The 26,211-nt window shown below is 70.5% G+C and carries 21 protein-coding genes; 14 read left to right on the forward strand and 7 right to left on the reverse strand.

What is annotated here, in order from left to right; all coding sequences use genetic code 11:
* The first annotated feature begins 101 nt into the window (after nucleotides 1-101).
* The 4 genes from RMN86_RS01680 to RMN86_RS01695 all read left to right on the forward strand — a co-directional run bounded on the left by RMN86_RS01680 (nucleotide 102) and on the right by RMN86_RS01695 (nucleotide 5,344).
* On the forward strand, nucleotides 102-848 hold the full coding sequence (locus RMN86_RS01680; protein WP_309604089.1) for a hypothetical protein: 747 nt from the start codon (nucleotides 102-104) through the stop codon (nucleotides 846-848).
* 64 nt (nucleotides 849-912) lie between these two features.
* Nucleotides 913-2,532, forward strand: a complete 1,620-nt coding sequence (locus RMN86_RS01685) for a hypothetical protein (RefSeq protein WP_309604090.1) — start codon at nucleotides 913-915, stop codon at nucleotides 2,530-2,532.
* On the forward strand, nucleotides 2,514-4,085 hold the full coding sequence (locus tag RMN86_RS01690) for a Dyp-type peroxidase domain-containing protein (protein ID WP_309604091.1): 1,572 nt from the start codon (nucleotides 2,514-2,516) through the stop codon (nucleotides 4,083-4,085). Before RMN86_RS01685 ends, RMN86_RS01690 begins: the two co-directional genes overlap by 19 nt.
* Nucleotides 4,082-5,344, forward strand: coding sequence for a cytochrome P450 (locus RMN86_RS01695; RefSeq protein WP_309604092.1), 1,263 nt, complete (start codon nucleotides 4,082-4,084; stop codon nucleotides 5,342-5,344). The genes RMN86_RS01690 and RMN86_RS01695 overlap by 4 nt, the downstream gene beginning before the upstream one ends.
* 30 nt (nucleotides 5,345-5,374) lie before the next feature.
* On the opposite strand, the gene RMN86_RS01700 is transcribed toward RMN86_RS01695, so the two are convergent.
* The 4 genes from RMN86_RS01700 to RMN86_RS01715 form a co-directional block, all read right to left on the reverse strand.
* Nucleotides 5,375-7,255 carry a biotin carboxylase N-terminal domain-containing protein gene (locus RMN86_RS01700; protein ID WP_309604093.1) on the reverse strand — a complete coding sequence of 627 codons (1,881 nt, stop codon included), beginning with the start codon at nucleotides 7,253-7,255 and terminating at the stop codon, nucleotides 5,375-5,377.
* Between the two features lie 7 nt (nucleotides 7,256-7,262).
* Complete coding sequence (locus RMN86_RS01705) at nucleotides 7,263-8,315, reverse strand: DUF3667 domain-containing protein (RefSeq protein ID WP_309604094.1); 1,053 nt, start codon at nucleotides 8,313-8,315, stop codon at nucleotides 7,263-7,265.
* Between the two features lie 4 nt (nucleotides 8,316-8,319).
* Complete coding sequence (locus tag RMN86_RS01710) at nucleotides 8,320-9,912, reverse strand: carboxyl transferase domain-containing protein (RefSeq protein WP_309604095.1); 1,593 nt, start codon at nucleotides 9,910-9,912, stop codon at nucleotides 8,320-8,322.
* A 145-nt stretch (nucleotides 9,913-10,057) separates the two neighbouring features.
* Complete coding sequence (locus RMN86_RS01715) at nucleotides 10,058-11,746, reverse strand: AMP-binding protein (RefSeq protein WP_309604096.1); 1,689 nt, start codon at nucleotides 11,744-11,746, stop codon at nucleotides 10,058-10,060.
* A 62-nt stretch (nucleotides 11,747-11,808) separates the two neighbouring features.
* Between RMN86_RS01715 and RMN86_RS01720 the strand changes: the two genes are divergently transcribed.
* From RMN86_RS01720 to RMN86_RS01755, 8 genes are all read left to right on the forward strand, one after another.
* Entirely contained in the window at nucleotides 11,809-12,972 is a 1,164-nt protein-coding gene (locus RMN86_RS01720; protein WP_309604097.1) for an acyl-CoA dehydrogenase family protein, read from the forward strand.
* Nucleotides 12,973-13,752, forward strand: coding sequence for an enoyl-CoA hydratase-related protein (locus RMN86_RS01725; protein WP_309604098.1), 780 nt, complete (start codon nucleotides 12,973-12,975; stop codon nucleotides 13,750-13,752).
* Nucleotides 13,753-13,819: 67 nt separating this feature from the next.
* Nucleotides 13,820-14,665 carry a phytanoyl-CoA dioxygenase family protein gene (locus RMN86_RS01730; protein ID WP_309604099.1) on the forward strand — a complete coding sequence of 282 codons (846 nt, stop codon included), beginning with the start codon at nucleotides 13,820-13,822 and terminating at the stop codon, nucleotides 14,663-14,665.
* A 36-nt stretch (nucleotides 14,666-14,701) separates the two neighbouring features.
* On the forward strand, nucleotides 14,702-15,970 hold the full coding sequence (locus tag RMN86_RS01735; protein WP_309604100.1) for a hypothetical protein: 1,269 nt from the start codon (nucleotides 14,702-14,704) through the stop codon (nucleotides 15,968-15,970).
* Between the two features lie 42 nt (nucleotides 15,971-16,012).
* Nucleotides 16,013-17,500, forward strand: a complete 1,488-nt coding sequence (locus RMN86_RS01740; RefSeq protein WP_309604101.1) for an FAD-linked oxidase C-terminal domain-containing protein — start codon at nucleotides 16,013-16,015, stop codon at nucleotides 17,498-17,500.
* Nucleotides 17,500-18,657: a glycolate oxidase subunit GlcE gene (glcE, locus tag RMN86_RS01745; protein ID WP_309604102.1), complete on the forward strand. Its 1,158-nt coding sequence runs from the start codon at nucleotides 17,500-17,502 to the stop codon at nucleotides 18,655-18,657. The genes RMN86_RS01740 and glcE overlap by 1 nt, the downstream gene beginning before the upstream one ends.
* 1 nt (nucleotide 18,658) lies before the next feature.
* Nucleotides 18,659-19,960 (forward strand): glycolate oxidase subunit GlcF, encoded by a 1,302-nt coding sequence (gene glcF / locus RMN86_RS01750; RefSeq protein WP_309604103.1) that lies wholly within the window; start codon nucleotides 18,659-18,661, stop codon nucleotides 19,958-19,960.
* A gap of 28 nt (nucleotides 19,961-19,988) precedes the next feature.
* Nucleotides 19,989-20,603, forward strand: a complete 615-nt coding sequence (locus RMN86_RS01755; protein ID WP_309604104.1) for a glutathione S-transferase family protein — start codon at nucleotides 19,989-19,991, stop codon at nucleotides 20,601-20,603.
* 20 nt (nucleotides 20,604-20,623) lie between these two features.
* On the opposite strand, the gene RMN86_RS01760 is transcribed toward RMN86_RS01755, so the two are convergent.
* A complete protein-coding gene (locus RMN86_RS01760) occupies nucleotides 20,624-21,190 on the reverse strand; it encodes a gluconate 2-dehydrogenase subunit 3 family protein (RefSeq protein ID WP_309604105.1) in 567 nt (188 codons plus the stop codon).
* The gene (locus tag RMN86_RS01765; protein WP_309604106.1) at nucleotides 21,190-22,917 is read right to left on the reverse strand and encodes a GMC family oxidoreductase; all 1,728 of its coding nucleotides are present in this window, start codon (nucleotides 22,915-22,917) and stop codon (nucleotides 21,190-21,192) included. The genes RMN86_RS01760 and RMN86_RS01765 overlap by 1 nt, the downstream gene beginning before the upstream one ends.
* A gap of 127 nt (nucleotides 22,918-23,044) precedes the next feature.
* Between RMN86_RS01765 and RMN86_RS01770 the strand changes: the two genes are divergently transcribed.
* A complete protein-coding gene (locus RMN86_RS01770; protein ID WP_309604107.1) occupies nucleotides 23,045-23,863 on the forward strand; it encodes a DUF1080 domain-containing protein in 819 nt (272 codons plus the stop codon).
* Nucleotides 23,864-23,886: 23 nt separating this feature from the next.
* On the opposite strand, the gene RMN86_RS01775 is transcribed toward RMN86_RS01770, so the two are convergent.
* Complete coding sequence (locus RMN86_RS01775) at nucleotides 23,887-24,789, reverse strand: helix-turn-helix transcriptional regulator (RefSeq protein WP_309604108.1); 903 nt, start codon at nucleotides 24,787-24,789, stop codon at nucleotides 23,887-23,889.
* 117 nt (nucleotides 24,790-24,906) lie between these two features.
* Between RMN86_RS01775 and RMN86_RS01780 the strand changes: the two genes are divergently transcribed.
* A complete protein-coding gene (locus RMN86_RS01780; protein WP_309604109.1) occupies nucleotides 24,907-26,211 on the forward strand; it encodes a hypothetical protein in 1,305 nt (434 codons plus the stop codon).

Below are 26,211 nucleotides of genomic sequence, written 5' to 3' on the forward strand. Positions count from 1 at the left end.
AGTACGCCTTCTTGCGGCATCGAGCACCGAACGGACTTCGGAGTCGGGACACTGGCCGCGCGCGCCATTGCGAACACCCCCGCCCGATGCTTTGGGGGCGCATGACGCCGGTTAGATTCGTCCTGACGCTGGGCCTCACCCTGGTCAGCGCGCAGGCCCAGGCCCTCGGCCAGACCCACGCCCTTGGCCAACCCCGGGCCCAGCAGGGCTATTCGCGCGCGGCGCAGCGGGTGCTCGCCCAGGCGCGCGCGGCCTCCGGCGGGGCGGCCTGGGGCTATCTGCGCGGCTGGCACGAGGCCGGCCGGCGGGACGGCGCGCCCTATGAGACCTGGGTGGACCCCCTCCGCTACGGCCTGCGCACCGAGATCCATGAGACCGCCGGCGTCAGGGTCCACGGGTTCAATGGCCTGGGCGCCTGGCAGATCGCCCCCTCGGGCGTGGTCAGCGGCACGGGCGATCCGGCGGCCGTGATCCCGGCCCGCGGCGAGGCCTTCTTCGCCGCCAACGGCTTTCTGTTTCCCGGCCGCTTCGACGCGCGCGGCGACTATCTTGGCCGCCGCCGGCGCCAGGGTCGTGACTTCGACGTGGTCAGCGTCAAGCCTTGGGGCGGCCCGGCGCGAGACCTGTGGTTCGACAGCGCCACCCACCTCCTGGCCCGCGCCGTCACCCCCGGTCGCCCGCGACCCACCACGGAGGAGATCTCGGACTATCGCCGCGTCGGACCCTTGCGCGTCGCCTTCCGCTTCACCCTCGACGACGGCGCGGCGGGCGGGGCGCGGGTGCGACAGCTGGAGCGCCTGGACTTCGCGCCCGCCGACCGCAGCCTGTTCAGCCTGCCCCGGCCTTGACCCCACGTTGCAAGGGGTGTGTCCTCGCGTCGAGGGCGAGAGGCGTTTCGGCGGGGCGATCCTGATGCGGCAGACCACCTTGTCAGTACCCCTGGAGGTCAAGCCGGAAAGCTGGGCGCGGCTGACCGGGCTGATCGACGCGCTGCGCGATGTCCAACAGCCGGCCGGCTATCCCGACCAGTATGCGCGCTTGCTGCGCGAGACGCCGGCCCTGCACTTCATGTCGCTGAGCGTCTTCCCGCATGAGGCGTTCGATCCGCTGTTTGTGCTTGAGGCCAATTTCGACGGCCCGCCGGGGGTGTTCTGGGGGCAGCTGGAGGCGACCTTCGGTCCGGAGCTGCGCGACATGCTGCGCTGCTGCAAGGCGCCGCTCGATGGGGACGGCCCGCTCTATACGGCGGTGACGGCGGCGGGATCGCGGGCGCCGATCGCGCCCTATCTGGAAGCCAGGACCGAACGGCCCAGCGTGTTCCATCACGGCAACCGCGGGCTTTCGCGGGACCGCATCCTGGCCGACGCGGCGCTGTTCCTGGCGATCCGCGCCGCCCTCTCGGGCTCCGAGCCCGGCGGCGTGGATCCCTACGCCGGCGCGACGCCGCAGGATGTCCACGCTCGCCTGCGCCGGGCGCTGGTTCCTGGGTTTCCCTGGCTGCTGGACGCTGCGCCGCCGCGCATCCCCTGGCCGGAACGGGTGGTGGATATCGCCCGGCTGTTCTGGTTTGCCATCGCGGCCATATTCTGCCTCTCCGCGCCGGGGTTGATCCTCAGCCTGGCCATGCCGACGACCCGCTACCTGGTGCTGATCGCCGTCCTGATCGGGCTGATCGGCCTGCTGATCTTCCGAAAACGCGCGCCGCTTCCCGGCACGGGCGTTCCCAGCCGCTTCAGGCTCGCGGGCGTGCTGCTGCGTCAGACGCCGCTGATCCTGTTTCTGCTGGCGGTCTACGTCGCCGCGGCGACGGCGGCGAGCGTCATCCCTGTCGCCCTGATCACCGGGCTCGACGCCAGCCAGGCCCTGCCGGAGACCTGGCGCTGGGTGCTGCTGGGCCTGGCCAGTGTGCCCCTGTCGCTGGCCGGAATGCTGCTCTGGCTGCGCTATCTGGAGCGGCGCGACAGCGCCCAGGATGCGCCGGTCGTCGACGAGACCATGCTCGCCGGGATGGTCCGCCGCGAGGACTGGATCGCCCAGAACCACATGGGCTCCGTGGTGCTGCTGAAGCCCGGCGTGCTGCGCGCCATCCTGGTCCACGCCGGCCACCTGGGCCTGGGCCTGCTGCTCAGGGTCAAGGCCACCAACGGCTATCTGGGTAGCATGCGCACGGTGCATTTCGCCCACTGGGCCTTCGTCAACAATTCCAGCCGGCTGATGTTCTTCAGCAATTTCGATCACAGCTGGGGGTCCTACCTGGACGATTTCATCGAAAAGGCCCACCCCGGCCTGACCCTGGCCTGGGGCGCCGGCGTCGGCTTTCCACCGACCCGCTTCCTGGTGCTGGACGGGGCCAGCCACGGGCGGCAGTTCAAGGCCTGGGCGCTGGCCTCGCGCGCGGTCAGCCGCTTCTGGTACAGCGCCTATCGCAATCTCACCGTCGATCAGATCGAACGGCAGGCGCGTATCGCCGAGGGCCTGCGCAAGGCCCGGCTCAATCCCAGGGAGGCGCAGGCGTGGTTGCAGGACCTGTAGCGAAAGCCACGGCCGCCGGCCCACCCAGCTGGAGGCTGACGGCGCCGCACAACGCCGCCGCCCAGGGCCTGGTGGTCGGCGGGTTCGGCGACCTGGGGACCGGTCGCGCTCTGTTCCTGGAATTCGGCTGGCCGCCCGGCACGGTGCAGGCTGGAGGATGGATCGCCGCCTTGCAGGCCCTGGCGCCGGTGACCAACGCCGACGGCCGCGAGCCGCGCGCCACGGCTCTGGCCTTCACCGGCACGGGTCTGGCCCGCATGGGCCTGGGCGAGGAGGCCCTTAATTCCTTTTCCCGGCCGTTCCGCGAAGGCATGTTCCAGGAGGATCGCGCGCGCCGGCTGGGCGACCGGCGCGGCGAAGCCTGGCTGGAAACGGTCATCGCGGGCGGGCCGCAGTGGAGCGCCAACACCCGCCAGCCGCCGCCGCCGGCCGGCGCGCCGACCCAGGCGCAGATCACCACCCCGATCACCGTCCACGCCGTCGTCCTGCTCTATGACCGCGACGAGGCGGCGGCCGAGGCCTGGTCCCAAGCGGTCGAGGCGGCGCTGGCCCCGCAGGGTGTGCGCATCGTCCACCGGCTGCCGCTGGTGCTCGACCCCGACAACATGGGCGTCAGCCGCGAGCATTTTGGCTTTGCGGACGGTCTGTCCCAGCCCGCGCCCTATGACGCCGAGGCGGTGACCCTGGGCGGGGCGCCGGCGCCGGCCGACGGCCGCAACAGCGTGCCGCTGGGCGAATTCCTGATCGGCCACCTCAACGGCCACCATGAGAAGGCGCCCGGCCCGATTGTCCCTGACACCCCGGCGGCGGCCGCCGCCGGACTGGCGCCGCACGAGCTGGCCGAGGGCTTTCGCGACCTCGGCCTCAACGGCAGCTATGTGGTGATCCGCGAACTACGCCAGGACGTGGCGGCCTTCTGGCGTTCGATGCAGAAGGGCGCCGAGGCGATCCGGGCGCGCGACCCCCAGCACAGCGCCCACGTTGACGCCGGCTGGATCGCCGAGCGGGTGGTCGGGCGCAGCATCGAGGGCAACCTGCTGTGTCCCGGCGGCTACCTGCCCGCCGACCGCTATGGCCTGCCGGACAACGACTTCCTGTTCCTCGATCACGACCCGCAAGGGGTCGGATGCCCGGCCGGCGCCCACGTCCGCCGCGCCAACCCTCGTGACAGCCTGGCCCCCAGCCCGGCCATGGCCCAGACCCTGCTCGACGCGGCCAACAACCACCGGATCCTGCGGCGCGGACGCAAATACGGCCCCAAGCTCGCCGACCCATCGGCCGACGATGGCCAGGACCGGGGCCTCCTGTTCATGTGCCTGAACACCGACATCGCCCGGCAGTTCGAGTTCGTGCAGCAGACCTGGCTGTTGAACGAGAACTTCGCCACCCTGTTCGACGAGACCGACCCCCTAGTGGGCCCGGCCGGCGCTATGACCCTGCGCGACACGGCGCTGCGTCGCCGGGTGGAGGTCGAGACCTTCATCAAGTTGGTGGGGGGCGACTATTTCTTCCTGCCCAGCCTGCCGGCCCTGGCCTATCTGGCGACCCTGTGAGCGGCGGCGCCCTCTCCGACCCGCGGCTCTCGACGCTGGTGCTGCGGCCGCGGCCACCGGGGCTGAAAGGCTGGATCACGGGCCAGGTCATGGTCGCCGCGCCGCTGGGCCTTGGCCTGCTGCGGCGCTTCGCGCCCCTGCCCAGGTTCGGCAACCTGGTCATCGCCACCCTGCACGACGACGTGGTCGAGGTGTTCGCCACCGACGCCGCCTTCGCCGCCCCCTATCGCGACAAGCTGGACGTGATCACCGGCGGCGAACCCTTCTTCCTGGGTCTGGCCGACGGCCCGGAGTATCGCGGCGCCGTCGCGGCCATGCGCCGCGTGGTCCGACCCGACGACCTGCCCGGCCTGGCCCGCCAGGCCGAGGCCCTGGCGGAGAAGGCCGTCGCCGGGGCCGGGGGCCGGATCGAGGTGGTGGACGCCCTGGTCCGCGAGGTCACCTTCAAGCTGCTCGGCGACTATCTCGGCGTGCCGCCGCCGCCGAAGGGCGACATCAGGGTCTGGGCGACTCGGCTGTTTGAGTTCCAGTTCGCCGACCCGGGCGGCGACCCGGCGCTGCGGGTCCAGGTCGACGCCATCGCGCCAGCGATGCGCGCGCACATCCAGGGCGAGATGGATCGCCGGCGCGCGACTGGCGCAGCCGCCCAGCCCGACGATGTGCTCGGTCGCTGCCTGGCCCTGCAGGCGGCCGGCGAAAGCTGGTACACCGATGCGGCGATCCGCACCGCCATCGCCTGCCTGATGGTCGGCGGCCCGCCGCAGCCGCCGATGGTGGTGCCCCAAGCCCTGGAGCAGCTGCTGCGTCGCCCGGAGGCCCTGGCCGACGCCCAGCGGGCCGCCCGCGACGGCGACGACGACCTGCTGGCGGGCTATGTGTTGGAGGCCATGCGCTTCGATCCGCTGGCGCCAGGCCTGCCGCGCCATGTGGCGGCCGAGGCCACCATCGCCGCCGGAACCCGCCGCGCGCGAACCGTGCCGGCCGGCGCCACCGTGCTGGCGGCCTTCGCCTCGGCGATGATGGACGCGCGCCGTCTGCCGGATCCGAAGGTCTTCAACCCCCGCCGGCTGGCCTATGAATACATCCACTTCGGCCACGGCCTGCACGAATGCTTTGGCCGGCATATCAACCGCGCCACCCTGCACCTGATGTTGAAGCCGCTGCTGCGGCGCCCCAACCTGCGCCGCGCGCCGGGCCCCGCGGGCCGGTTGAGCAAGAACGGCGTCTTCGCCGAACGCCTGGTCGTCGAGTTCGATTGAAGGCGCGGCCGTCGTCCGGGTCGCTCGCGGTCAATCCGCCGTCAGCGTCACCAGAACCGCGCCCTCGCTGACCTGATCGCCGAGCGCCACCGACACCGTTTCCACCACCCCGTCGAAGGGGGCGGTGAGCGCGTGCTCCATCTTCATGGCTTCCAGGGTGAGCAGCGACTGGCCCTTGGCGACCTTGTCGCCGGGCTTGACGGAAAGGCCCGTCACCTTGCCGGGCATGGGCGAGCGGATCGCGCCGTCGCTGGCCGCGTCGAGGCTGTCGCCCAGCGGCGGATGGGTGGTGAAGACAAACGCCTCGCCGGCCTCGAACACCACGATCTCGTCGTCCTCGGTAAGCAGCAGCGAGCGCGGCGCGCCGGCCTCGGTGGCTAGGGCGATCACCGGCTTGCCGCCCAGGAACAGGCGCACGGTCATTTCCGGTGCGGCGTTGAGGCGGAAGCCCGCCAGGTCGCGCCAGGGCTCGGCGTTCGGCGCGCGGGTCTCGTCCACCGCCATCGCCGCCTGCGCCGCGGCCGACAGCGCGGCGGGCGACGGCTCGGCCTGGGCGGCCAGCTCGGCGAGATGGCGTTCGATGAAGCCGGTGTCGACGTCCCCGGCGATGAAGTCGGGCGCCTCCAGGCAGCGGGCCAGGAACCCTGCGTTGGTCTTTACCGGCCAGACCTCGACCGCATCGCAGGCCTCGGCCAGTTCCGCCAGCGCCTGCTCGCGGGTTTCGGCGTGGGTGATCAGCTTGGCGATCATCGGGTCGTAGAACGGCGTCACCTCACCGCCCTCCTCGACGCCGGTGTCGGCGCGCACGGTGGGCGGCAGCGCGAAGTGCTCGAGCCGGCCGGTGGACGGCAGGAAGCCGGCCGACGGGCTCTCGGCATAGAGCCGGGCCTCCACCGCGTGGCCGGTCAGGCCGATCTCAGCTTGCGTCAGCGGCAGGGGCTCGCCTGCGGCCACCCGCAGCTGCCATTCAACGAGGTCGAGCCCGGTCACCATCTCAGTCACCGGATGCTCCACCTGCAGGCGGGTGTTCATTTCCATGAACCAGATGCGGTCGGGGCGCAGGCCAGCGCTGGCGTCGGCGATGAACTCCACGGTGCCGGCGCCGACGTAGTTCACGGCCTTGGCGGCCTTGACCGCGGCCTCGGTGACGGCGGCGCGGGTGGTGGCGTCCATGCCCGGCGCGGGCGCCTCCTCGATCACCTTCTGGTGGCGGCGCTGCAGGGAGCAGTCGCGTTCGAAGAGGTGGACGACGTTGCCGTGGGCGTCGCCGAACACCTGCACCTCGATGTGCCGTGGGCGGGTGACATAGGTCTCCAGCAGCACGCGCTCGTCGCCGAACGACGCGCCGGCTTCGCGCCGGCACGACGCCAGGGCCGCGGCGAAATCGGCGGCCTTGTCCACCCGGCGCATGCCCTTGCCGCCGCCGCCGGCCACGGCCTTGATCAGCACCGGATAGCCGATGCGCGCGGCCTCTCGCGCCAGGGTCGCCTCGGCCTGGTCCTCGCCCAGATAGCCCGGCGTCACCGGCACGCCGGCCTTGTGCATCAGGGTCTTGGCGGCGTCCTTCAGGCCCATGGCGCGGATCGCCGAGCTTGGCGGTCCGATCCAGATCAGGCCGGCGGCGGTGACCGCGTCGGCGAAGGCGGCGTTCTCCGACAGGAAGCCGTAGCCCGGATGGATGGCCTCGGCGCCAGTCTCGCGGGCGGCGGCGATGATCCTTTCCGGCACGAGGTAGCTCTCTCGCGCCGGGGCGGGCCCGATCGGCACGGCCCGGTCGGCGTCGGCGACATGGGCAGCGCGCGCATCGGCCTGCGAATAGACCGCTACGGTTTCCAGGCCCATGCGCCGCGCGGTGGCGAACACCCGGCGGGCGATTTCGCCGCGATTGGCGACCAGGACGGATCGGAACATGGCCACCTCAATGCGCCGTGGCGAGGCCGACGAAGACCAGTCCCACCCCCAGCAGGCTGACCGCGATGGTCGTGCCGACAAAGAGGAGGCTCATCCGCGCCAGGGTCCCGAAAACGCCGGTCCGATAGGTCCCGCGCATGTGGAAGAATAGATGGACCGGCGCGGCCAGGAGCAGCCACCACACCCCGGGGGCGACGATGGAGACGAGAAATATCGTGGTCAGCAGTATCCCGACAAACGACAGCGAGTGCATTGCGAAAATCACGTGGTCGAACACGTAGACGCTCTTCCGGAAGGCGAACAACCCGGTAAGCATGAGGGCCGCGATCGGCAGCAACAGGATCGCGAACCGATGTCCCCACTGCTCGATGGCGACGAAGAAAGAGTCCGGATTCTTCAACGCTTTGGTGACCCGCTGGCGCACCCACGCGGAGCGGGAGGTTACCTTAGTGTCGGCGCTGACGCCCATGTCCAGATTGGCCGTCCGGCCTGCCTTGGCGTTGGAGGCCGCGGTCCTGGCGGCTGCCTCCTGCGCCGCGGCGGTCAACGGACCGGCTGCCAGTTCATTGCGCAGCGGGGCCATTTCCCTGTCGAATTCGGCTTTCTCCTTCGGGGTCATGTTCTGGGTGAGTTCGGAATGGGTTGCATCCGCCAACGCGAAGTTCGGATGGCTCTGATCGACCGCGAGGCCGCCTGCGAAGAACACCATCAGCAGAACGATCAGGAAGATGCGAAACGGCGGCAGCTGCGCCGCCCGGTGGCCGTTCAGATAGTCGTGGGTGAGCTTGCCGGGCCGGAAGATCAGCCGCGGCCCGGTGGTCCAGAACCGACCGTCGAGATGGGTCAGGCCCTCAAGCGCCTCGCCCATCAGGCGCCAGATGGAACGGTCGTACTTCTCGCCCTTCTGGCCGCAGTTGTAGCACCAGGGCCCGGCCAGCCGGGTCCCGCAGTTGGGGCAGGGCGTTCCGACCGCCAGGGCATGGGCGCGGGCGCGGGCGATCTCGCCGGCGACGGTGTCGGCGGCCGCGGCGGCCTCGATGTCAGGCATGTCGATGGCCATGGCGTTACATCCGGAACACGCCGAAGCGTGTCTCGCCGATGGGCGCGTTCAGCGCCGCGGAGATCGACAGGCCCAGCACGTCGCGGGTCTGGACCGGGTCGATGACCCCGTCGTCCCACAGGCGCGCCGTGGCGAAATAGGGATTGCCTTCGTCCTCGTAGGTCTGGCGGATCGGAGCCTTGAAGGCTTCCTCTTCCACAGGCGTCCACTTGCCGGCGTCGCGGTGGACGGTGGCCAGGACGCTGGCGGCCTGTTCGCCGCCCATGACGGAGATGCGGCTGTTGGGCCAGGTCCAGAGGAAGCGGGGCGAATAGGCGCGGCCGCACATGCCGTAGTTGCCGGCCCCGAACGAGCCGCCGATCAGCACGGTGAACTTCGGGACCTCGGCGCTGGCGACGGCGGTCACCAGCTTTGCGCCATCCTTGGCGATGCCGCCGGCCTCGTACTTGCCGCCGACCATGAAGCCGGAGATGTTCTGCAGGAAGATCAGCGGGATCTTCCGCTTGCAGGCGAGCTCGATGAAGTGGGCGCCCTTGAGCGCGCTCTCCGAAAACAGCACCCCGTTGTTGGCCAGGATCGCCACCGGATAGCCCCAGATCCGCGCGAAGCCGGTGACCAGGGTCGTCCCGTAGAGCGCCTTGAACTCGTCGAACTCCGAGTTGTCGACAATGCGCGCGATCACTTCGCGCACGTCGTAGGGCGCGCGCACATCGGTGGGAACGATGCCGTAGAGCTCTTCCGGGTCGAAGGCCGGCGGACGGGGCTCGGCCACGTCCATCTCGACGCGTTTGGTGGTGTTGAGGTTACCCACGATGTTGCGGACGATGGCCAGAGCGTGCTCATCGTCATCGGCCACGTGATCGACCACGCCCGAGCGGCGGCCATGGGTGTCGGCGCCGCCCAGTTCCTCGGCGGTGATGATCTCGCCGGTGGCGGCCTTCACCAGCGGCGGGCCCCCCAGGAATATCGTCCCCTGGCCCCTGACGATCACCGTCTCGTCGCTCATCGCCGGCACATAGGCGCCGCCGGCGGTGCAAGATCCCATGACGCAGGCGATCTGCGCCAGGCCCTGCGCGCTCATCCGGGCCTGATTGTAGAAGATGCGCCCGAAGTGGTCGCGGTCGGGGAACACCTCGGACTGGTAGGGCAGGTTGGCCCCGCCCGAATCCACTAGGTAGACGCTGGGCAGGTGGTTCTGCAGGGCGATCTCCTGGGCCCGCAGATGCTTCTTCACCGTCAGCGGAAAATAGACCCCGCCCTTCACCGTGGCGTCGTTGCAGACCACCACCACCTCGCGACCGCTGACCCGGCCGACGCCGGCGATCAGCCCTGCGCCCGGCGCCTCATCGTCATAGAGGCCGCCGGCCGCCAGCTGGCCCACTTCCAGGAACGGCGAGCCTGGGTCGAGGAGGCGCATCACCCGCTCGCGCGGCAACAGCTTGCCACGGCCGACGTGGCGCTTGCGGCTGTCCCGCGGCCCGCCAAGCGCCGCCGCCGCCGCGCGCTCGCGCAGATCCGCCGCGAGAGCCCGGTTGGCCTGGGCGTTGGCGGCGAAGGCGATGGAGTTTGGGTCGACTGCGGAGGAGAGTTTGCGCATCAACCTCTTCCAGCATTCAAAAAATGCGTCATCCCGGACGGCCGACGAGCCGATCCGGGATCCAGGAGCGGCCGCACAGCTTGACCCGCTGGGTCCCGGCTCTCCGCTACGCCGCGGCCGGGATGACGGAGTTGGGTATCAGCAATCATGCGGTCTTTTCCGGCGCCAGGCTCAATTCCGCAATCATCGCCTCGCGCATGGCGAATTTCTGCACCTTGCCCGTGACCGTGGTGGGGAAACCGTCCACGAAACGGATATGGCGTGGAATCTTGTAGTGGGCGATCTGGCCCTTGCAGAACGCCTGGACGGCCTCAGGCGTCAGCACCTCGCCGGGCTTCAGCACGATCCAGGCGCAGAGCTCCTCGCCATACCGCGGGTCCGGCACGCCGATCACCTGCACGTCCTCAACGGCAGGATGGCGGTAGAGGAACTCCTCGATCTCGCGCGGATAGACGTTCTCTCCGCCGCGAATGACCATGTCCTTGATCCGCCCGACGATGTTGCCGCAGCCGTCGGCGTCCAGCGTCGCAAGGTCGCCGGTGTGCATCCAGCCCGAGGCGTCGATAGCCTCGGCGGTGCGCTTCGGATCGTCCCAGTAGCCGACCATCACCGAATAGCCCCGGGTGCAGAGCTCGCCTGTTTCGCCCCGCGGGACGATGCGGCCCGCCTCATCGATGATCTTGACCTCCAGGTGCGGGTGGACGTGGCCGATGGTGGCGACACGGACTTCGAGACTGTCGTCGACGCCGGATTGGAAGCTGACGGGCGAGGTCTCGGTCATGCCGTAGGCGATGGTCACCTGAGGCATGTGCATCCTGTCGATCACCTGGCGCATCACTTCGATCGGGCAGGGCGATCCCGCCATTATTCCCGTCCGCAGCGTCGTGAGGTCAAAGTGAGCGAACTCGGGATGGGCGAGCAGGGCGATGAACATGGTCGGCACGCCATAGAGCGCTGCGCAGCCCTCGGCCTGTACGGCCTCGAACACCGCCAGCGGGTCGAAGCCTTCCGAGGGATAGACCATGGTCGCGGCATGGGTGATGCAGCCCAGGTTGCCGCTCACCATGCCGAAGCAGTGATAGAGCGGGACCGGGATGCACACCCGCTCCCCGGCCGCCAACCGCATGGCCTGGCCCGTGAAATAGCCGTTGTTGAGGATGTTGTGATGCGACAGCGTCGCGCCTTTCGGGAAGCCGGTGGTGCCGCTGGTGAACTGGATGTTGATCGGGTCGTCGAACTGCAAGCCAGGCCCGATCTCGGCCAGGCGCTGGTGGTCGGCGGGCGTGCCGGCGTCGCAAGCCTGATGGAAGGCGAGGCACCCGGCGTGCTCCTGATCGCCCAGGGTGATCACCAGCCGAAGCGCCGGCAGGCGGGTGGCCTGCAGGGCGCCCGGCCGCGCCGATGACAGCTCCGGAGCGAGCTCGCGCAGCATGTGGAGATATTCGCTGGTCTTGTGGGCGATGGCCGTGACCAGCGCCTTGCAGCCGACCTTGTTCAGCGCGTATTCGGCCTCGCTCAGGCGGTAGGCTGGGTTGATGTTGACCAGGATAAGACCGGCCTTGGCGGTGGCGAACTGGGTCACCACCCATTCCGCGCAGTTGGGCGCCCAGATGCCGATCCGGTCGCCGGGCTCCAGGCCCAGCGCCAGCAGGCCGGCGGCCAGGGCGTCCACGCGGTCCTTCAGCTGCGCATAGGTCCAGCGGATGTGCTGATGGCGTGAGATCAGCGCCATCTGGTCCGGGTGCCCCGCGCAGGTGGCCTCGAAACGGGCGCCGATGGTCTGGCCCAGCAGGGGCCGGGTGCTCGCGCCGCTCACGTAGCTCAGGTCGGTCATGTCGCCAGATGACCACCTTTGGCGGTCGATCTCCAGCCCGGCCCGTGGCAAGAGTTGCAGCCGTGGCCTACGACAGCGACCAGACCTTCCCTGAAATCCGCGAGGCGGTGCGCAAGCTGTGCGCGCGGTTTCCCGGCGCCTATTGGCGCGCGCTGGATCGGGATCGGGAATATCCCACCGCCTTCGTGACCGCGCTGACCGAGGCGGGGTTCCTGTCGGTGCTGATCCCCGAGGCCTATGGCGGCTCGGGCCTTGGGCTGTCGGCGGGCGCAGCGGTGCTCGAGGAGATCCATCGCTCGGGCGGCAACGGCGGCGCCTGTCACGCCCAGATGTACACCATGGGCACGCTGCTGGCCCACGGCTCGCCGGCGCAGAAGCAGGCCTATCTGCCAAAGGTGGCGTCGGGCGACCTGCGCCTGCAGGCCTTTGGCGTCACCGAGCCTGACGCCGGCACCGACACAACGCGCATATCTACCTTCGCGCGGCGCGACGGCGAGCACTATGTGGTCAGCGGCAAGAAGCTGTGGATCAGCCGGGCCGAGCACTCCGACCTGATGGTGCTGCTCTGCCGCACCACCGCGCGCGCCGACGCGGCCAAGCCCTCCGACGGCATGAGCGTGCTGCTGGTGGATATGCGCCAGGCTGTCGGCAACGGGCTGACCATCCGCCCGGTCAGGACGATGATCAACCACGCCACCACCGAGCTGTTCTTCGAGGACCTTCGGGTTCCGGTGGGAAGCCTGATCGGCGAGGAAGGCCAGGGTTTCCGCTACATCCTGTCGGGGATGAACGCCGAGCGCATCCTGATCGCGGCCGAATGCATCGGCGACGCGAAGTTCTTCATCGACCGGGCCAGCGCCTACGCCAGGGACCGGTCAGTGTTCGGCCGCCCGATCGGCCAGAACCAGGGCGTGCAGTTCCCGATCGCCCGGGCTTACGTCCAGATGACCGCCGCCGAACTGATGGTGCAGAAGGCCTGCGCCCTGTTTGAAGCCGGCCTGCCCTGCGGCACGGAAGCCAACATGGCAAAGCTCTGCGCGTCGGAAGCCTCCTGGTACGCCGCCGACATGTGCCTCCAGACCCACGGCGGCTTCGGTTTCGCCGAGGAGTACGACATCGAGCGCAAGTTCCGCGAGACCCGCCTCTACCAGGTCGCCCCGATCTCCACGAACCTCATCCTCTCCCACGTGGCGACCCATGTGCTGGACCTGCCCAAGAGTTTCTGAATGCCCGAAACCCTCCTTCTCGACGAACCGGCGCCCGGCGTGGCGCGGATCACCTTCAACCGCCCCGAGGCGGCCAATGCGCTCAACACCCGCATGGGCGAGGATCTGCTGGCGGCCTGGACGGCGTTGGCCGCGCGCGAGGACCTGCGCTGCGTGGTGCTGGCCGCGGCCGGGCGGCACTTCTGCGCCGGGGCAGACCTCAAGGAACGCAACGGCATGAGCGATGAGGCCTGGTCGCTGCAGCACAAGGTTTTCGAGGCCATGGCGCGGGCGCAGCTTTCCGTGCCCGTGCCGATCATCGCCGCGGTCAACGGCGCGGCCATGGGCGGCGGCTGCGAAATGACGCTGGCCTGCGACTTCGCCTATGCCGCCGACACCGCCCGCTTCGGCCTGCCGGAAGTGGGGCTGGGGATCATGCCGGGCCTGGGGGGCACACAGCTGCTGCGCCGCTGCGCCGGCGAGCGGCGGGCGCTGGAGCTCTTGACCACCGGCCGGCCGTTCACCGCGGCCCAGGCGCTGGACTACGGCGTGGTCAGCGGGGTGACGGCGCCGGACGCCCTGATGGATACGGTCCTGGCCGTCGCCGCCGAGATCGCGGCCAAGGCGCCGCTCTCCGTCCGAGCCCTTAAGCACGTGGTCCGCGAGGCCCATTCGCTGGACCTGGCGGCGGCCATGGAGATGGAGCTGTCGGCCTACAACCGGCTGTTCAAGACCGCCGACCGCCGCGAGGGAGTCGCCAGTTTCAACGAGAAACGGACGCCGGTGTTCGGCGGCCGGTAGGGGCGCACTCCGAGACTTGCGGGGCCACGCGTCCCCCGACTAGGTTTGCCGGGCAAGGAACCCGGGCATGATCCGACGCGGCCGACCCTATCTCGAACCTCGTGACGACCCCGCCAGCGACGAGACCCTCCAGCTGGAGCGCGAAGGCTATGCGGTCATCCGCGACCTGTTGACGGCCTCGGAGGTCGCCGACCTTCGCCACGAGATCGCCGGGATCTTTGATCGCGACCCGCCGGACGAACGCGGCCAGCGCCCGGTCGAAGACGCTGCCATGTTCCGCTACGCCATGCTCAATCGCAGCGCCGCCGCGCAAGCCGTCGTCGCCCATCCGCGGCTGTTGTCTGTGATCGAACCTCTGCTGGGCGAGGACTGCCACGTGATCGCCAACACCGCCTGGCGCAATCCCGCGGGACATCCGGGATCGCACGGCGGCCAAGCCTGGCACGTCGATGGCGGGCCGCATGTGCCTCTGCCCGACGGTGTTCGCTGGCCGGCCGATATTCCGCACCCGGTGTTCGCCATTGGCGTGCACCTCTACCTTCAGGATTGCGCGCTTGAGGATGGTCCCACGGGCGTCATCCCGGGCAGCCATCTGTCCGGCCGCGCCCCGCCGACGGGACGCCAGCTGGACGACGACCTGGACTTCGAGGGCCGGGGCGTTACGCCGCTGATCGTCCGCGCCGGCGACGCCGGGCTGTTCGTCTCCGACATCTGGCATCGCCGCATGCCCACCGGTCCAGGCGACCACGGCCGCTTTTTCCTGCAGGTCCACTATGGCCGTCGCGACATCGCCCAGCGGCTGGTGACCACTGCACAGAGCAACCAGCTCAGCCCCGAGGCTATCGCCCGCGCCACGACCGACCGGCAACGCCGGGTCGTCGGCCTACATCCGGCTCATTTCTACGATGGATGAGTCGTCGGTCGGCGGCGGCCCACTGTGACCTTGCCCTTGTCGATCAGGGTGGATCGGCGCCGCGGGGTGCTGGCGGGCCTGGGCGCCTGGGCGGGGGCGGCGATGCCTGCGGGGCCCGCGATCGACCCGCTGGCCGGGGCTTCGCTCCAGGCCGACGTGCGGACCTATGCGAGCCTGGGCGTACATCGGACGGGCACGCCGGGCGACGCGGCGACCACGGCCTGGCTGCTCCGGAGGCTCCGGGCGGCGGGCTACGCGGCGCAGGCGCAAGGGTTCGACTATCCGGTGTTCGAGCTTGGCCGTGCGGACCTGGAGCTGGCCGGCCGCACCCTGGAAAGCTTTCCCTATTGGACGCCTGTGACGACCGCGCCGGGCGGCGTGACCGCGCCACTGTCGACGGCGGGCGGACCGGGCCGGATCGCGCTGGTCACCCTGGCCGCCGGGGCGGGGGGCGGCCTCAACGCGGCCCCGCCGCCGCAGATCGTCACGGCCGCGGCCAGCGGGGCCGTGGCCGTGGTGGCGGTCACCGAAAACCCGCTGGGTGAGCTTGCCGCGCTCAACCGGACGCCCAAGGCCCGGGCCTGGTCGGTCCCGGTGCTGCTGGCGGCGGCGCGCGACGGCGCGGCGTTGCGGGCGGCCGCGGCGGCGGGCGAGCCGCTCACCGCGCGCCTGGAAGGTCGGACGGTCCTGGGAAGGGCCGACAACGTCATCGGCCACCGCGCCCGGCCCGGCAAACACCTGGTGCTCTCGACGCCGAAGAGCGGCTGGTTCCATTGCGCGGGTGAGCGCGGATCGGGGCTGGCCATCTGGCTGGGGCTGGCGCGCCAGCTGGCGGCGACGACCGATCACAACCTGACCGTGGTCGCCGCCTGCGGCCACGAGTTCGACGGCTATGGCGGGCATGTCTTCACCGAGACCGCCGCGCCACCGCCCGCCGACACCAAGCTGTGGGTGGCCATCGGGGCCAATGTGGCGAGCTACGACTTCGCCCTGCGAGACGGCAGGCTCGTCCGCCTGGATGGGCCGCCGGCGGGCCGGATCCTGGCCTGCAGCGACGCCCTGATGACCCGCGCCGCTACCGCGTTCGCCGGCCAGTCTGGCTACCAGGCGCCAAGCGACATCGACCGGACCAGGCCGCCCGGCGAGCTCGCTCACTTCCAGAGCCTCGGCTATGTCCCGCTGATCGGCCTCGTCGCCAGCCACCCCCTGCACCACACCCGCCGCGACCGGGCAGATGTGACGGGGCCGGCGATGCTGGAACCGGTGGCGCGCGGCCTGGCGGCGCTGATCGCGGCCGCCACCTAAGCGCTGGAGGAATCCGGCGAAACCGGGTTAGTCGTGGCGCAGATGAAGATGCCGCTGCCCGACGCCGCGCTGATGGCCCGCAAGGGTGAGATCGTGCGCGCACTGCGGCGACTGGTCCCCGGCGACGGGGTGATCGGCGATCCCGCGGGGCTGGTTCCATTCCAGTCCGACGGGCTGTCGGCCTATCGGCAGACGCCGCTGGCCGTCGTGCTGCCGGAGACGACCGCGCAGGTCTCCGCCGTGCTGGCCTGGTGCCAGGCCAACGGGGTCAAGGTGGTGCCGCGCGGGGCGGGGACGTCGCTTTCCGGCGGCGCCCTGCCGCTGGAGGACGGCATCGTGCTCGGCATGGCCAAGTTCAACGCCATCCTGGAGGTCGACTACGCCAACCGCTGCGCCGTGGTGCAGCCGGGCGTCACCAACCTGGCGATCACCGGGGCGGTGGAGGCGGACGGCTTCTACTATGCCCCCGATCCGTCGAGCCAGATCGCCTGCACAATCGGCGGCAACGTCGCGGAGAACGCCGGAGGCGTGCACTGCCTGAAGTATGGGCTGACGACCAACAACCTGTTGGGTTGCGAGATCGTGCTGATCAGCGGCGAGGTGGTGCGGCTGGGCGGCAAGGGGCTCGACGCTGCCGGCTATGACCTGCTGGGCGTGGTGACGGGGTCGGAAGGGCTTCTGGGCGTGGTCACCGAGGTGACCGTCCGTCTGCTGAGGAAACCCGAAACGGCGCGCGCCATGCTGCTGGGCTTTGCGTCGGTTGAGGCGGCGGGCGGGTGCGTCGGCGACATCATCGCCGCCGGCGTGATCCCCGCGGGGCTGGAGATGATGGACGCCCCGGCGATCCGGGCGGCCGAGGCGTTCGTCGGCGCGGGCTATCCGCTCGACGCCGCGGCCCTGCTGATCGTCGAGCTGGACGGCCCGGAGGCGGAATGCGCCGAGCTGTCGGCTCAGGTTGTGGCGCTCGGCGAGGCCCGCGGCGCGACGACGATCCGCAGCTCCGCAAGCGAGGCCGAGCGGCTGGCGTTCTGGGCCGGACGCAAGGCGGCGTTCCCGGCGGTGGGGCGCATCGCGCCGGACTATTTCTGCATGGATGGCACCATCCCGCGCCGCCAGCTGGCCCACGTGCTGACCCGGATCGGCGAGATGGCCAGCCAGTACGGCCTGGGCGTAGCCAATGTCTTCCATGCCGGCGACGGCAACCTGCACCCGCTGATCCTCTATGACGCCGACAAGCCGGGGGAGCTCGAGGCCGCCGAGGCGTTCGGCGCCGACATCCTGAAGCTCTGCGTGGCCGTGGGCGGGGTGCTGACCGGCGAGCACGGGGTCGGCGTCGAGAAACGCGACCTTATGGGGGAGATGTTCAACGATACGGACCTGGCCTGCCAGCAGCGGGTCAAGTGCGCCTTCGATCCGGACCTGCTGCTCAATCCCGGCAAGGTGTTCCCGCGCCTGCACCGCTGCGCCGAGCTCGGCCGGGTGCATGTTCACCGCGGGGCCGTGGCCTTCCCCGACCTGCCGAGGTTCTGATGGCGGACGTGGCGGCGATCCTGCGACCGAAGACCGCCGAGGCCCTGGCCGCGATGGTGGCGGAAGCCCGTAAGCTGGAGATCATCGGCGGCGGGACAAAACGCGGCGTCGGGCGCGTGATCGGCGCCGAGGCGGTGCTGAGCACCCAGGCTCTGAACCGGGTGATCGACTATGCGCCGGAGGAACTGGTGCTGACCGCCCAGGCGGGCGTGCGGCTCGCCGACCTCGAGGCGCTGGTCGCCGCCCAGGGCCAGATGCTGCCGTTCGAACCGCCGCACCTGACGCGCCTGCTGGGATCCCGGGGCCGGCCGACGCTGGGCGGGGTGCTGGCGGCGAACCTCTCCGGACCGCGCCGGATCCGCGCCGGAGCGGCGCGCGACCATTTCCTGGGAGCCGAGGCGGTCACCGGCCGTGGCGAGATCGTCAAGGCCGGTGGCCGGGTGGTGAAGAACGTCACCGGCTATGACCTGTGCAAGCTGCTGGCCGGATCGTGGGGGACGCTGGCGGTGTTGACGGAAGTGAGCCTCAAGGTGCTGCCGGCGGCGCGTGCGGAGCTGACGCTGCTCTATTTCGGCCTCGACGATGCGCGGGCGGCGCAGGCGATGACCCAGGCGCTGAACGCGCCCGTCGATGTCTCGGCGGCGGCTCACCTGCCGGGGGCCACTGCGGCGCGTTCGCCGTTGAAGGTCGCTATGGCGGTCACGGCGCTGCGGCTGGAGGGCTTCGCCGCCTCGGTGGCGGCCCGCGCCGATCACCTCGCGGCGGCATTGCAGGGCTTCGGCCGATGCGACCGGCTGGACGCCGAGCACAGCCGGGGGTTCTGGGTCCAGGTCCGTGAGGTCGAGGCGTTCAGTCGGGACCCGCGCCCGCTCTGGCGCATCTCGGTCCCCCCGGCGGCGGGCTGGCGGGTCGGCGAGGCGATCGCCGGCGATGCGCTCTATGACTGGGGCGGGGGCCTCGTCTGGCTGGCGTCCGACGCGGACCCCGGCCAGGTCCGCGGCGCCGTCCGGGCGCTGGGCGGCCACGCTACGCTCTATCGTGGCGAGGCGCCGGCGTTCGAGCCGCTGGACGGAGCGCTGGCGGCGCTCAGCGCGCGGGTCAAGGCCGCGTTCGACCCCCGGGGTCTGCTGAACCCCGGCCGGATGGGGATGGTCTAGGATGCAGACCGCGTTCACGCCCGAGCAGCTGGCCGATCCGGACTATGCCGCCAGCCACGCAGCGATCCGCAAGTGCGTCCACTGCGGCTTCTGCACGGCGACCTGCCCGACCTATGTGCTGCTCGGCGACGAGCGCGACAGCCCGCGCGGCCGGATCGAGCTGATCAAGTCCATGCTGGAAGCCGACGGCGCGCCGTCGAAGGAAACTGTCACCCACATCGACCGGTGCCTGTCGTGCCTGGCCTGCGTCACCACCTGCCCCTCGGGCGTCGACTATGCCCAGCTGATCGACCACGGCCGGACCCATATCGAGACCCACTACCGACGGCCCTGGTTCGAGCGCGTCCTGCGCTGGGGGATCCCCCAGGTCCTGACGCGGCCTCGGCGCCTGCGCGCGGCGCTCTGGCTGGGACGGCTGACCCGGCCGTTGGAGCCCCTGCTGGAGGCGTTGCGGCTCGGACCCCTGGCGGCCCTGCTGCGGCTGGTCCCGGAGCATCGGTCGCGGGATGAGTTCGAACGATCCTACCCGGCGCGGGGGGAGACGCGGGGCCGCGTCGCCCTGTTGCAGGGTTGCGTCGAGCCGGCCATGGCGCCGTCGATCCGCGCCGCGGCGATCCGGCTGATCACCCGGGCGGGCTTCGAGGTGGCGCTGGTCGAGGGCGAGGTATGTTGCGGCGCGCTGTCCGAGCACCTGGGTCGGGCCGAGGAAGCCCGAGGCTTCGCCGCCGCCAATCTGGCGGCCTGGAGCCGTGCAGGGCCGTTCGCCGCGATCGTCACCACCGCCGCCGGGTGCGGCACGACGCTGAAGGGCTATGATCGCCGGGTGGCCGGAGAGGCCGCGTCCACGCATGCGGCGGCGATCACCCGCGATGTGCTGGAGTTCATCGAGGAGGTCGGTCTGCCGCCGGTTACCCGGCCGGGCCGGATCAGCGTCGCCTATCACGCCCCCTGCTCGCTGCAGCACGGCCAGCAGCTGAAGGCCGGACCGGCGCGGCTGTTGGCGGAGGCCGGGTTCGAGGTGCGCCAGGTCGCCGAGGGCCACCTGTGCTGTGGCTCGGCCGGGGTCTACAACATCCTCCAGCCGGCGCTTGCGGGCCGCCTGCGCGACCGCAAGGCCGCCAACATCGCGCGCACCGGCGCGGCCGTGGTTTCGGCCGGCAATATCGGCTGCATCGCCCAGCTGGCGCCGGCCCTGGACGCCCCCGTGATCCACCCCGTCGAGCTGCTCGACTGGGCGACCGGCGGCCCCGCGCCGGCGGGGCTTGAACAGCTCGCCGTTGACGCCCCTGGAGCAGCCTCCTAGAGATTTCACCCAAAGCAGGGGAAACGTCATGAAGCTCTATACCTCGGTCGGCCCGAACCCGCGGGTGGTGAAGATGTTTTTGGCCGAGAAGGGCATCGACCTGGCCCGCGTCACCGTCGATCTGGGCGTCGGCGAAAATCGCCAGGAGGCCTACCTGAAGCTCAACCCCGCGGGCCAGACCCCGGCGCTGGAGCTGGACGACGGTTCGTATCTCTCCGAGATCACCGCCATCTGCGAATATATCGAGGAACGCCATCCCTCGCCGCCGCTGATCGGCGCGACGCCGGAAGAGCGCGCCGCGGCCCGCATGTGGACGCGCCGGGTGGACATCATGATCTGCGAACCGCTGGCCAACGGCTTCCGCTATGGCGAGGGCCTGCAGATCTTCCAGAACCGGATACGGTGCCTGCCGGAAGCGTCCGCCGGGTTGAAAGCCGTCGCCCATGACGGTGAGAAGTGGCTGGAGGGTCAACTCAGCGGCCCCTGGATCGCCGGCGATCGGTTCACACTGGCCGACATCCTGCTGTTTGCCTTCATCGACTTTGGCGGCGTCGTGGGCCAGCCGCTGGACCCGGGCCTCAGCAAGCTCAACGCCTGGTTCGCCAGGGTGAAGGAACGCCCGAGCGCCGCGGCCAGCGCCTGACCGCCGCCCTGCCCCCGCGCTCAGATCGCCCAGCCTCGGCCGATCTCCTTGAGCGGGACGCAGCCGCGATAGGGGCCGGGGATCGGGTCATAGCGCAGGGCCACCGTCGCCCCGGGCCTGGACGTGAAATAGCCGATTGTGACCAGTTCGCGCAGCGTCAGGAAGAACGGCCGCTGGCGGGCGCCTGAGCTGTCATAACCGGCCAAGATCGCGGTCTGCTCGGCCGCTGTCAGGTCGGCGAAGGCGGCGGCGTGGGCCGCGCGCGCGTCGGCGTCCAGGCCGTCCAGTCCAGCGCGCAACAGGGCAGCCTGGCCCTTGTCGCACCAGCCGGCGATTGCGCGGTCAACGAATTGCGGTACGCCCGCCGCCCGCGCGCCAGGCGTCTCGGTGGCCGGCATGATCTGCTCGGCGGCGGCGTCCAGGGCGCGCGCCTGCGCCGGCGTCAGGGCGACGGGCGCCCAGGTCAGCCCCTGGGCCGCGGCGGGTTGCGCCAGTCCGAAAGACAGGGCTCCGACTGTGAAGGCGAGGCCGGCGAAGGCGACACCGGCGAAGGCCTCACGCCGACTGAGCTTGGCGCAGGTCGCCATCAGAGGTCTCCCCTTCGACGCTGGCTCACCGCATGGTCCACCGCGCGCGCGGTCAGCGCCATATAGGTCAGCGACGGGTTGACGCAGGAGGCCGAGACCATCGCCGAGCCGTCGGTGACGTAGACGTTGCGGCAGCCATGCACCTGGTTGTGGGCGTTGAGCACCGAGGTCTTCGGATCGCGCCCCATGCGCGCGGCGCCCATCTCGTGGATGCCATTGCCCGGCGAATAGCCGGCGTCGTAGCCGCGCACGTTCTTGAAGCCCGCCGCCTCCAGCATCTCGGCGGCGGCGACCTGCATGTCGCGGCGCATGGCGTGCTCGTTTTGGCGGATCGAGACATTCAGGCTGAGGGTCGGCAGGCCATGCTGATCCTTCACCGCGGGGTTGAGTGTCGCACGGTTGTCGGCATAGGGCAGGGTCTCGCCGAATCCGCCCAGCCGGATCGCCCAGGGTCCGGGCTGGCTGAGCGCGGCCTTGCGCTCGGCGCCGAAGCCGGCGGCCATGCGGTTCCAGCCGGCGCGCCCCGCGCCGCCCTGGTAGCCGAAGCCGCGGGTGTAGTCGCCGCGCGCGCTGGCCTTGTCGCCAAGGTTGCGGAACCGGGGCACATAGATGCCGTTCGGCCGCCGGCCCGAATAGTACATATCCTCATAGCCCGGCGCTTCGGCCGAGGCGCCGACGCCTAGGTGGTGGTCCATCAGGTTGCGGCCAAGCTGGTCGCTGTCGTTGCCGAAGCCGTTGGGGAACCGGTAGCTGGTGGAGTTCAGCATTACCCAGGTGGTGTTGAGCGTCGAGGCGCAGAGGAACACCACCTCGGCGTAGAATTCGCTCTCCTCGCCGGTGTTGGCGTCGAGCACACGGACGCCCCGCGCCTTGCCCTTGCCCGGGTCGAAGATCAGCGAGGTGACGATCGAGGCGGGGCGGATCTTCAGGTTGCCGGTGCGCTCGGCGGACACCAGGGTCGCCGAGTTCGACGAGAAATAGGCTCCGAACGGGCAGCCCCGCATGCACATGTTGCGATGCTGGCACTGGCCGCGGCCCAGCGCCTTCTGTTCCTCGGTCGGCGCGGTCAGGTGGGCGGCGCGGCCCATGGTCACTCGCCGCTCGGGGTAGCGGGCCTCGGACCTGGCCTTGAACGCCAGTTCCACGCAGTTCATTTCCATCGGTGGCTGGAAGACGCCGTCGGGCAGGTGCGCCAGGCCCTCCGCCTGGCCGCTGACGCCGATGAAGCGCTCGACATAGTCATACCAGGGCGCCAGTTCCGAATAGCGGATCGGCCAGTCGATGCCGACGCCTTCGCGGGCGTTGGCCTCGAAGTCGATCGGACTGTGGCGGTAGCACTGGCGACTCCACAGCAGGGAGCGGCCGCCGACCTGATAGCCGCGGATCCAGTCGTAGGGCTTGGTTTCGGTGTAGGGTTCCTCGTCGTCGCGGACGAAGAAATGCTTGGTGTATTCGGTGAGCGCATAGCCGGTGCGGTTCTGCACCGGGTAGTGGGCCTTCACCTGGTCCGGCGGCAGCCGGCCTGCGGGGTATTGCATATCCCAAGGGTCGGTCATGGCGGTGGGATAGTCAGCGATGTGGCGGACCATCGGTCCGCGCTCGAGCACAAGGGTCTTCAGGCCTTTTTCGGTCAGTTCCTTGGCCGCCCACCCGCCGGTCATGCCGCTGCCGACGACGATGGCGTCGTAGCTGTTGTCCTGGCCCCAGCGGCTGTTCAGGTTGGCCATGTTCCTCTCCCGGTCGCCGCATCAGGTCGCCGCGGATCCGGCCATGAGGTTTCCACGGCGTCGATTACACTTCAAGCTGGCCCTGACGCTCCGGGACGGGGCCAGGCATAGTCGCACGGAGGTCACGATGGTCGGTCGGGGATGGCGCGCAGCGCTGGTGGCCGGTGTCTGTGCGGTGCTGACGGCCTGCGCCCATGCGCCGCCGGCGCGACAGGCCGAGGCCCCCTGGCGCCCGCTCTTCGACGGGCGGACGCTGGACGGCTGGACGCCCAAGATCGCCGGCCACCAGCTAGGCGACAACTACCGGCAGACGTTCGTCGTGCGCGACGGGGCGATCACGGTCTCCTATGCGGGGTACGACCGGTTCGCCGGCCAGTTCGGACACCTGTTCTACAAGGCCCCGTTCAAGGCCTACCGGCTAAGGCTGAGCTATCGGCTGCTGGAGCCCGGTATGGCCGATGCGCCAACCTGGGCGCACAGCAACAGCGGGGTGATGTTCCACGCCCAGAGCCCGCAGAGCATGGGCCTCAATCAGCCGTTCCCGGTCTCCTTCGAATTCCAGATCCTGGGGCCGGACGGCCCGGGTCCGCGGCCGACGGGATCGGTCTGCTCACCCGGGACCAACCTGACCATCGGCCGGGCGATGGCGAAGACCCATTGCGTGACCTCCAGCGGCCCGACCGTTCCCAACGGGACCTGGACCCGGCTGGAGCTGGAGGTCAGCGCCAGTGGCGAGGTCACCCACAGGATCAACGGCCAGGTGGTGCATCGCTATGTCGGGTTGGAACTCGATCCGCTGGACCGCGACGCGCGGCCGCTGATCGCCGCGCGCGGCGGGGTGCTGGCGCTGACCGAGGGCTACATCGCCCTGCAGAGCGAGGGCCATCCCATCGCCTTCCGCGACATCGAGGTGCAGCCGATCACCCCGGCCCGCGCCGCGCCCTGATCGGGCGGCCGCGATCCGCGCGACTAAGCGTCATGGGGCGTCGGGGCTTCGAAGATCGGCCCGCGGCTGAGCGAGCGGCCCAGCGGCATGCTGAGCAGCCAGTCGCGGCCGGCGGCCAGTTCGCTGGGGCCGAAGTCGCGGTCGAGATGTCTGCGAATGGGCTCGGGGATGGAGCCCTCCGGGGCGAGCGGATTGAGGGTGATGAGCTCGGCATACTTTGCATTGTCGATCGCCGGGTCGCCACTCAGGTCCGCGACCCGTTCGCAGATCATCGCCATGGCCGTGGGCGTGCGGCCGGCGTCGAGGCTGGGCGTCAGGGTCAGGCCGTCGAAGACGTCGACGCGTGCGGTGCCGACGCCGTTGAAGATGCCGAACAGCAGCACACCGCTGGTGACGTCGCAGGCGATCGAGAACAGCTGGTTATGCAGCGGCAGCATCCAGCCGCTGACTTCCGTTCCGCCGGTGCCCATCGACAGGCGCAGGAGGCCGATCTCGTCGCGGCGGATCATCCCGTGGTCATGAACAAAGCGGCCGGGCATGGCGGGATGGGCGCGGGTGGAGCGGAAGAAACCCTCATAGGCCGCGCCGCGCACCGACGCGCCGGCGATCATCAGGTCCCAGATGGCGAGGGGCAGGCCCTGGATCGGGCGCGGTGCGAGGATCGCGGGAAAGGCGCCGGGCTCGGCCCCGAACATCTGGGCGAGGCTTTCGGCGTCGCGCTCCCAGTCCAGCGTGCGAAAGCCGGGCAGACGGGTCGCCACCAGGGCCGACAGGCGCGACAGGTTGTGGGCCGAGGGCTGGACGGCGCCGGCGAGCCAGCGGCTGACCACGGACTTGTCGGTCTCCAGCTCGGAGGCAAGCCTGGCGCTGCTCATCGACAGCAGCTTCAGCACCAGCCGCAATTTTTCGGAGAACGGCGTCGTCATAACCCTGGTTTCCCGCGAAAACCCTAAGAAGGCGTGGACTCTGCTGTTAAACGTTTCGCGTGGATGGCGATTTGATACGCGTGCGGCGAGGCCGCCCGCCCGCGGGGGCGGCCCGGCATGTGTGACACCCTTGTCAGCCTGCCCGCCTCGGCCCGGCGCGGGGCCACCCTGTTCGCCAAGAACAGCGACCGCGAGCGCAACGAGGCCCAGGGCCTGGAGATGTCGCCGGCGCGGCGCGGCGGCGGGCCGCTGAAGCTCACCTACCTGACCATTCCCGACGCCCCGGCCACCCACGCCTGTCTGCTCAGCCGACCGTTCTGGATGTGGGGCGCGGAGATCGGCGCCAATGCGCAGGGCGTGGTCATCGGCAACGAGGCGCTGCACGCCAAGATCCCCGCCCAGCGCAAGGCCGCGCTGACCGGCATGGACCTGGTGCGGCTGGGGCTGGAGCGTGCGGCGAGCGCCGAGGAAGCGGTCAGCGTCATCACCGGCCTGCTCGAGCGCTACGGCCAGGGCGGCGATTGCGGACACCTGGGGCGGTTCTACTACGACAACGGCTTCATCATCGCCGACGCGCGCCAGGCCTTCGTGCTGGAAACCGCCGGGCGCTGGTGGGCGGTGGAGGCGGTGACGCGGCATCGGGCGCTGTCCAACGCCTATTCGATTGGCGCGACCTGGGACGCGGTCAGTCCCGGCCTGGCTGAGCAGGCGCGCCGGGCCGGCTGGGCCGACGCCTCGGGCCGCTTCGACGTGGCCGCTCATCTGCTCGACGCGGCGCGCGACGTCGTCAGCTTCGGCCGGGGCCGCTGCGCCCGCGCCGCGGCCCTGCTGGACCGCGCCGCCCCGGACCTGACCCCCCGCGCGATGATGGCGATCCTGCGCGACCATGGCGACCAGGTCGACTGGAGTCCGGCCAATACCCGGGACCGCACGATCTGCATGCACGCCGCGCAGGGCGCGCGCCGCAGCCAGTCGGTGGCTTCGATGGTCAGTGAACTGCGGCCCGGGCGGATGGTCCACTGGGTGACGGGAACCTCGGCGCCCTGCGCCAGCCTGTTCAAGCCCGTGCTGTTCGAGACCGGCCTGCCGCCGCAGGGCGCCGCGCCGACCGACCGCTTCGACGCCCAGACGCTGTGGTGGCGGCACGAGCGCCTGCACCGGACCATGCTGGGTGACTTCGTCCCGGCGCTGGCGAGCCTCGAGGCCGAGCGGGACCGGGTCGAGGCGGGGTTCGTCGCGCGGATCGACGCAGCCGCCGATTCGCCCGCGCTGACCGCCGCTGTCGCCGAGTGCTGGCGCGAGGCTGACGCGGTCGAGGCGCGGTGGCTGGCGACGGCGTTGGCAAACGCCTCGCCAGGGGGCGGCGCGCATGGCCGAAGCTGGTCACGGCTCAATCATCTGGCGGGACTGCCGCGAACCTGA

It is taken from the genome of Phenylobacterium sp. (assembly GCF_031360265.1).
In the GTDB taxonomy this organism is placed as follows: domain Bacteria; phylum Pseudomonadota; class Alphaproteobacteria; order Caulobacterales; family Caulobacteraceae; genus Phenylobacterium.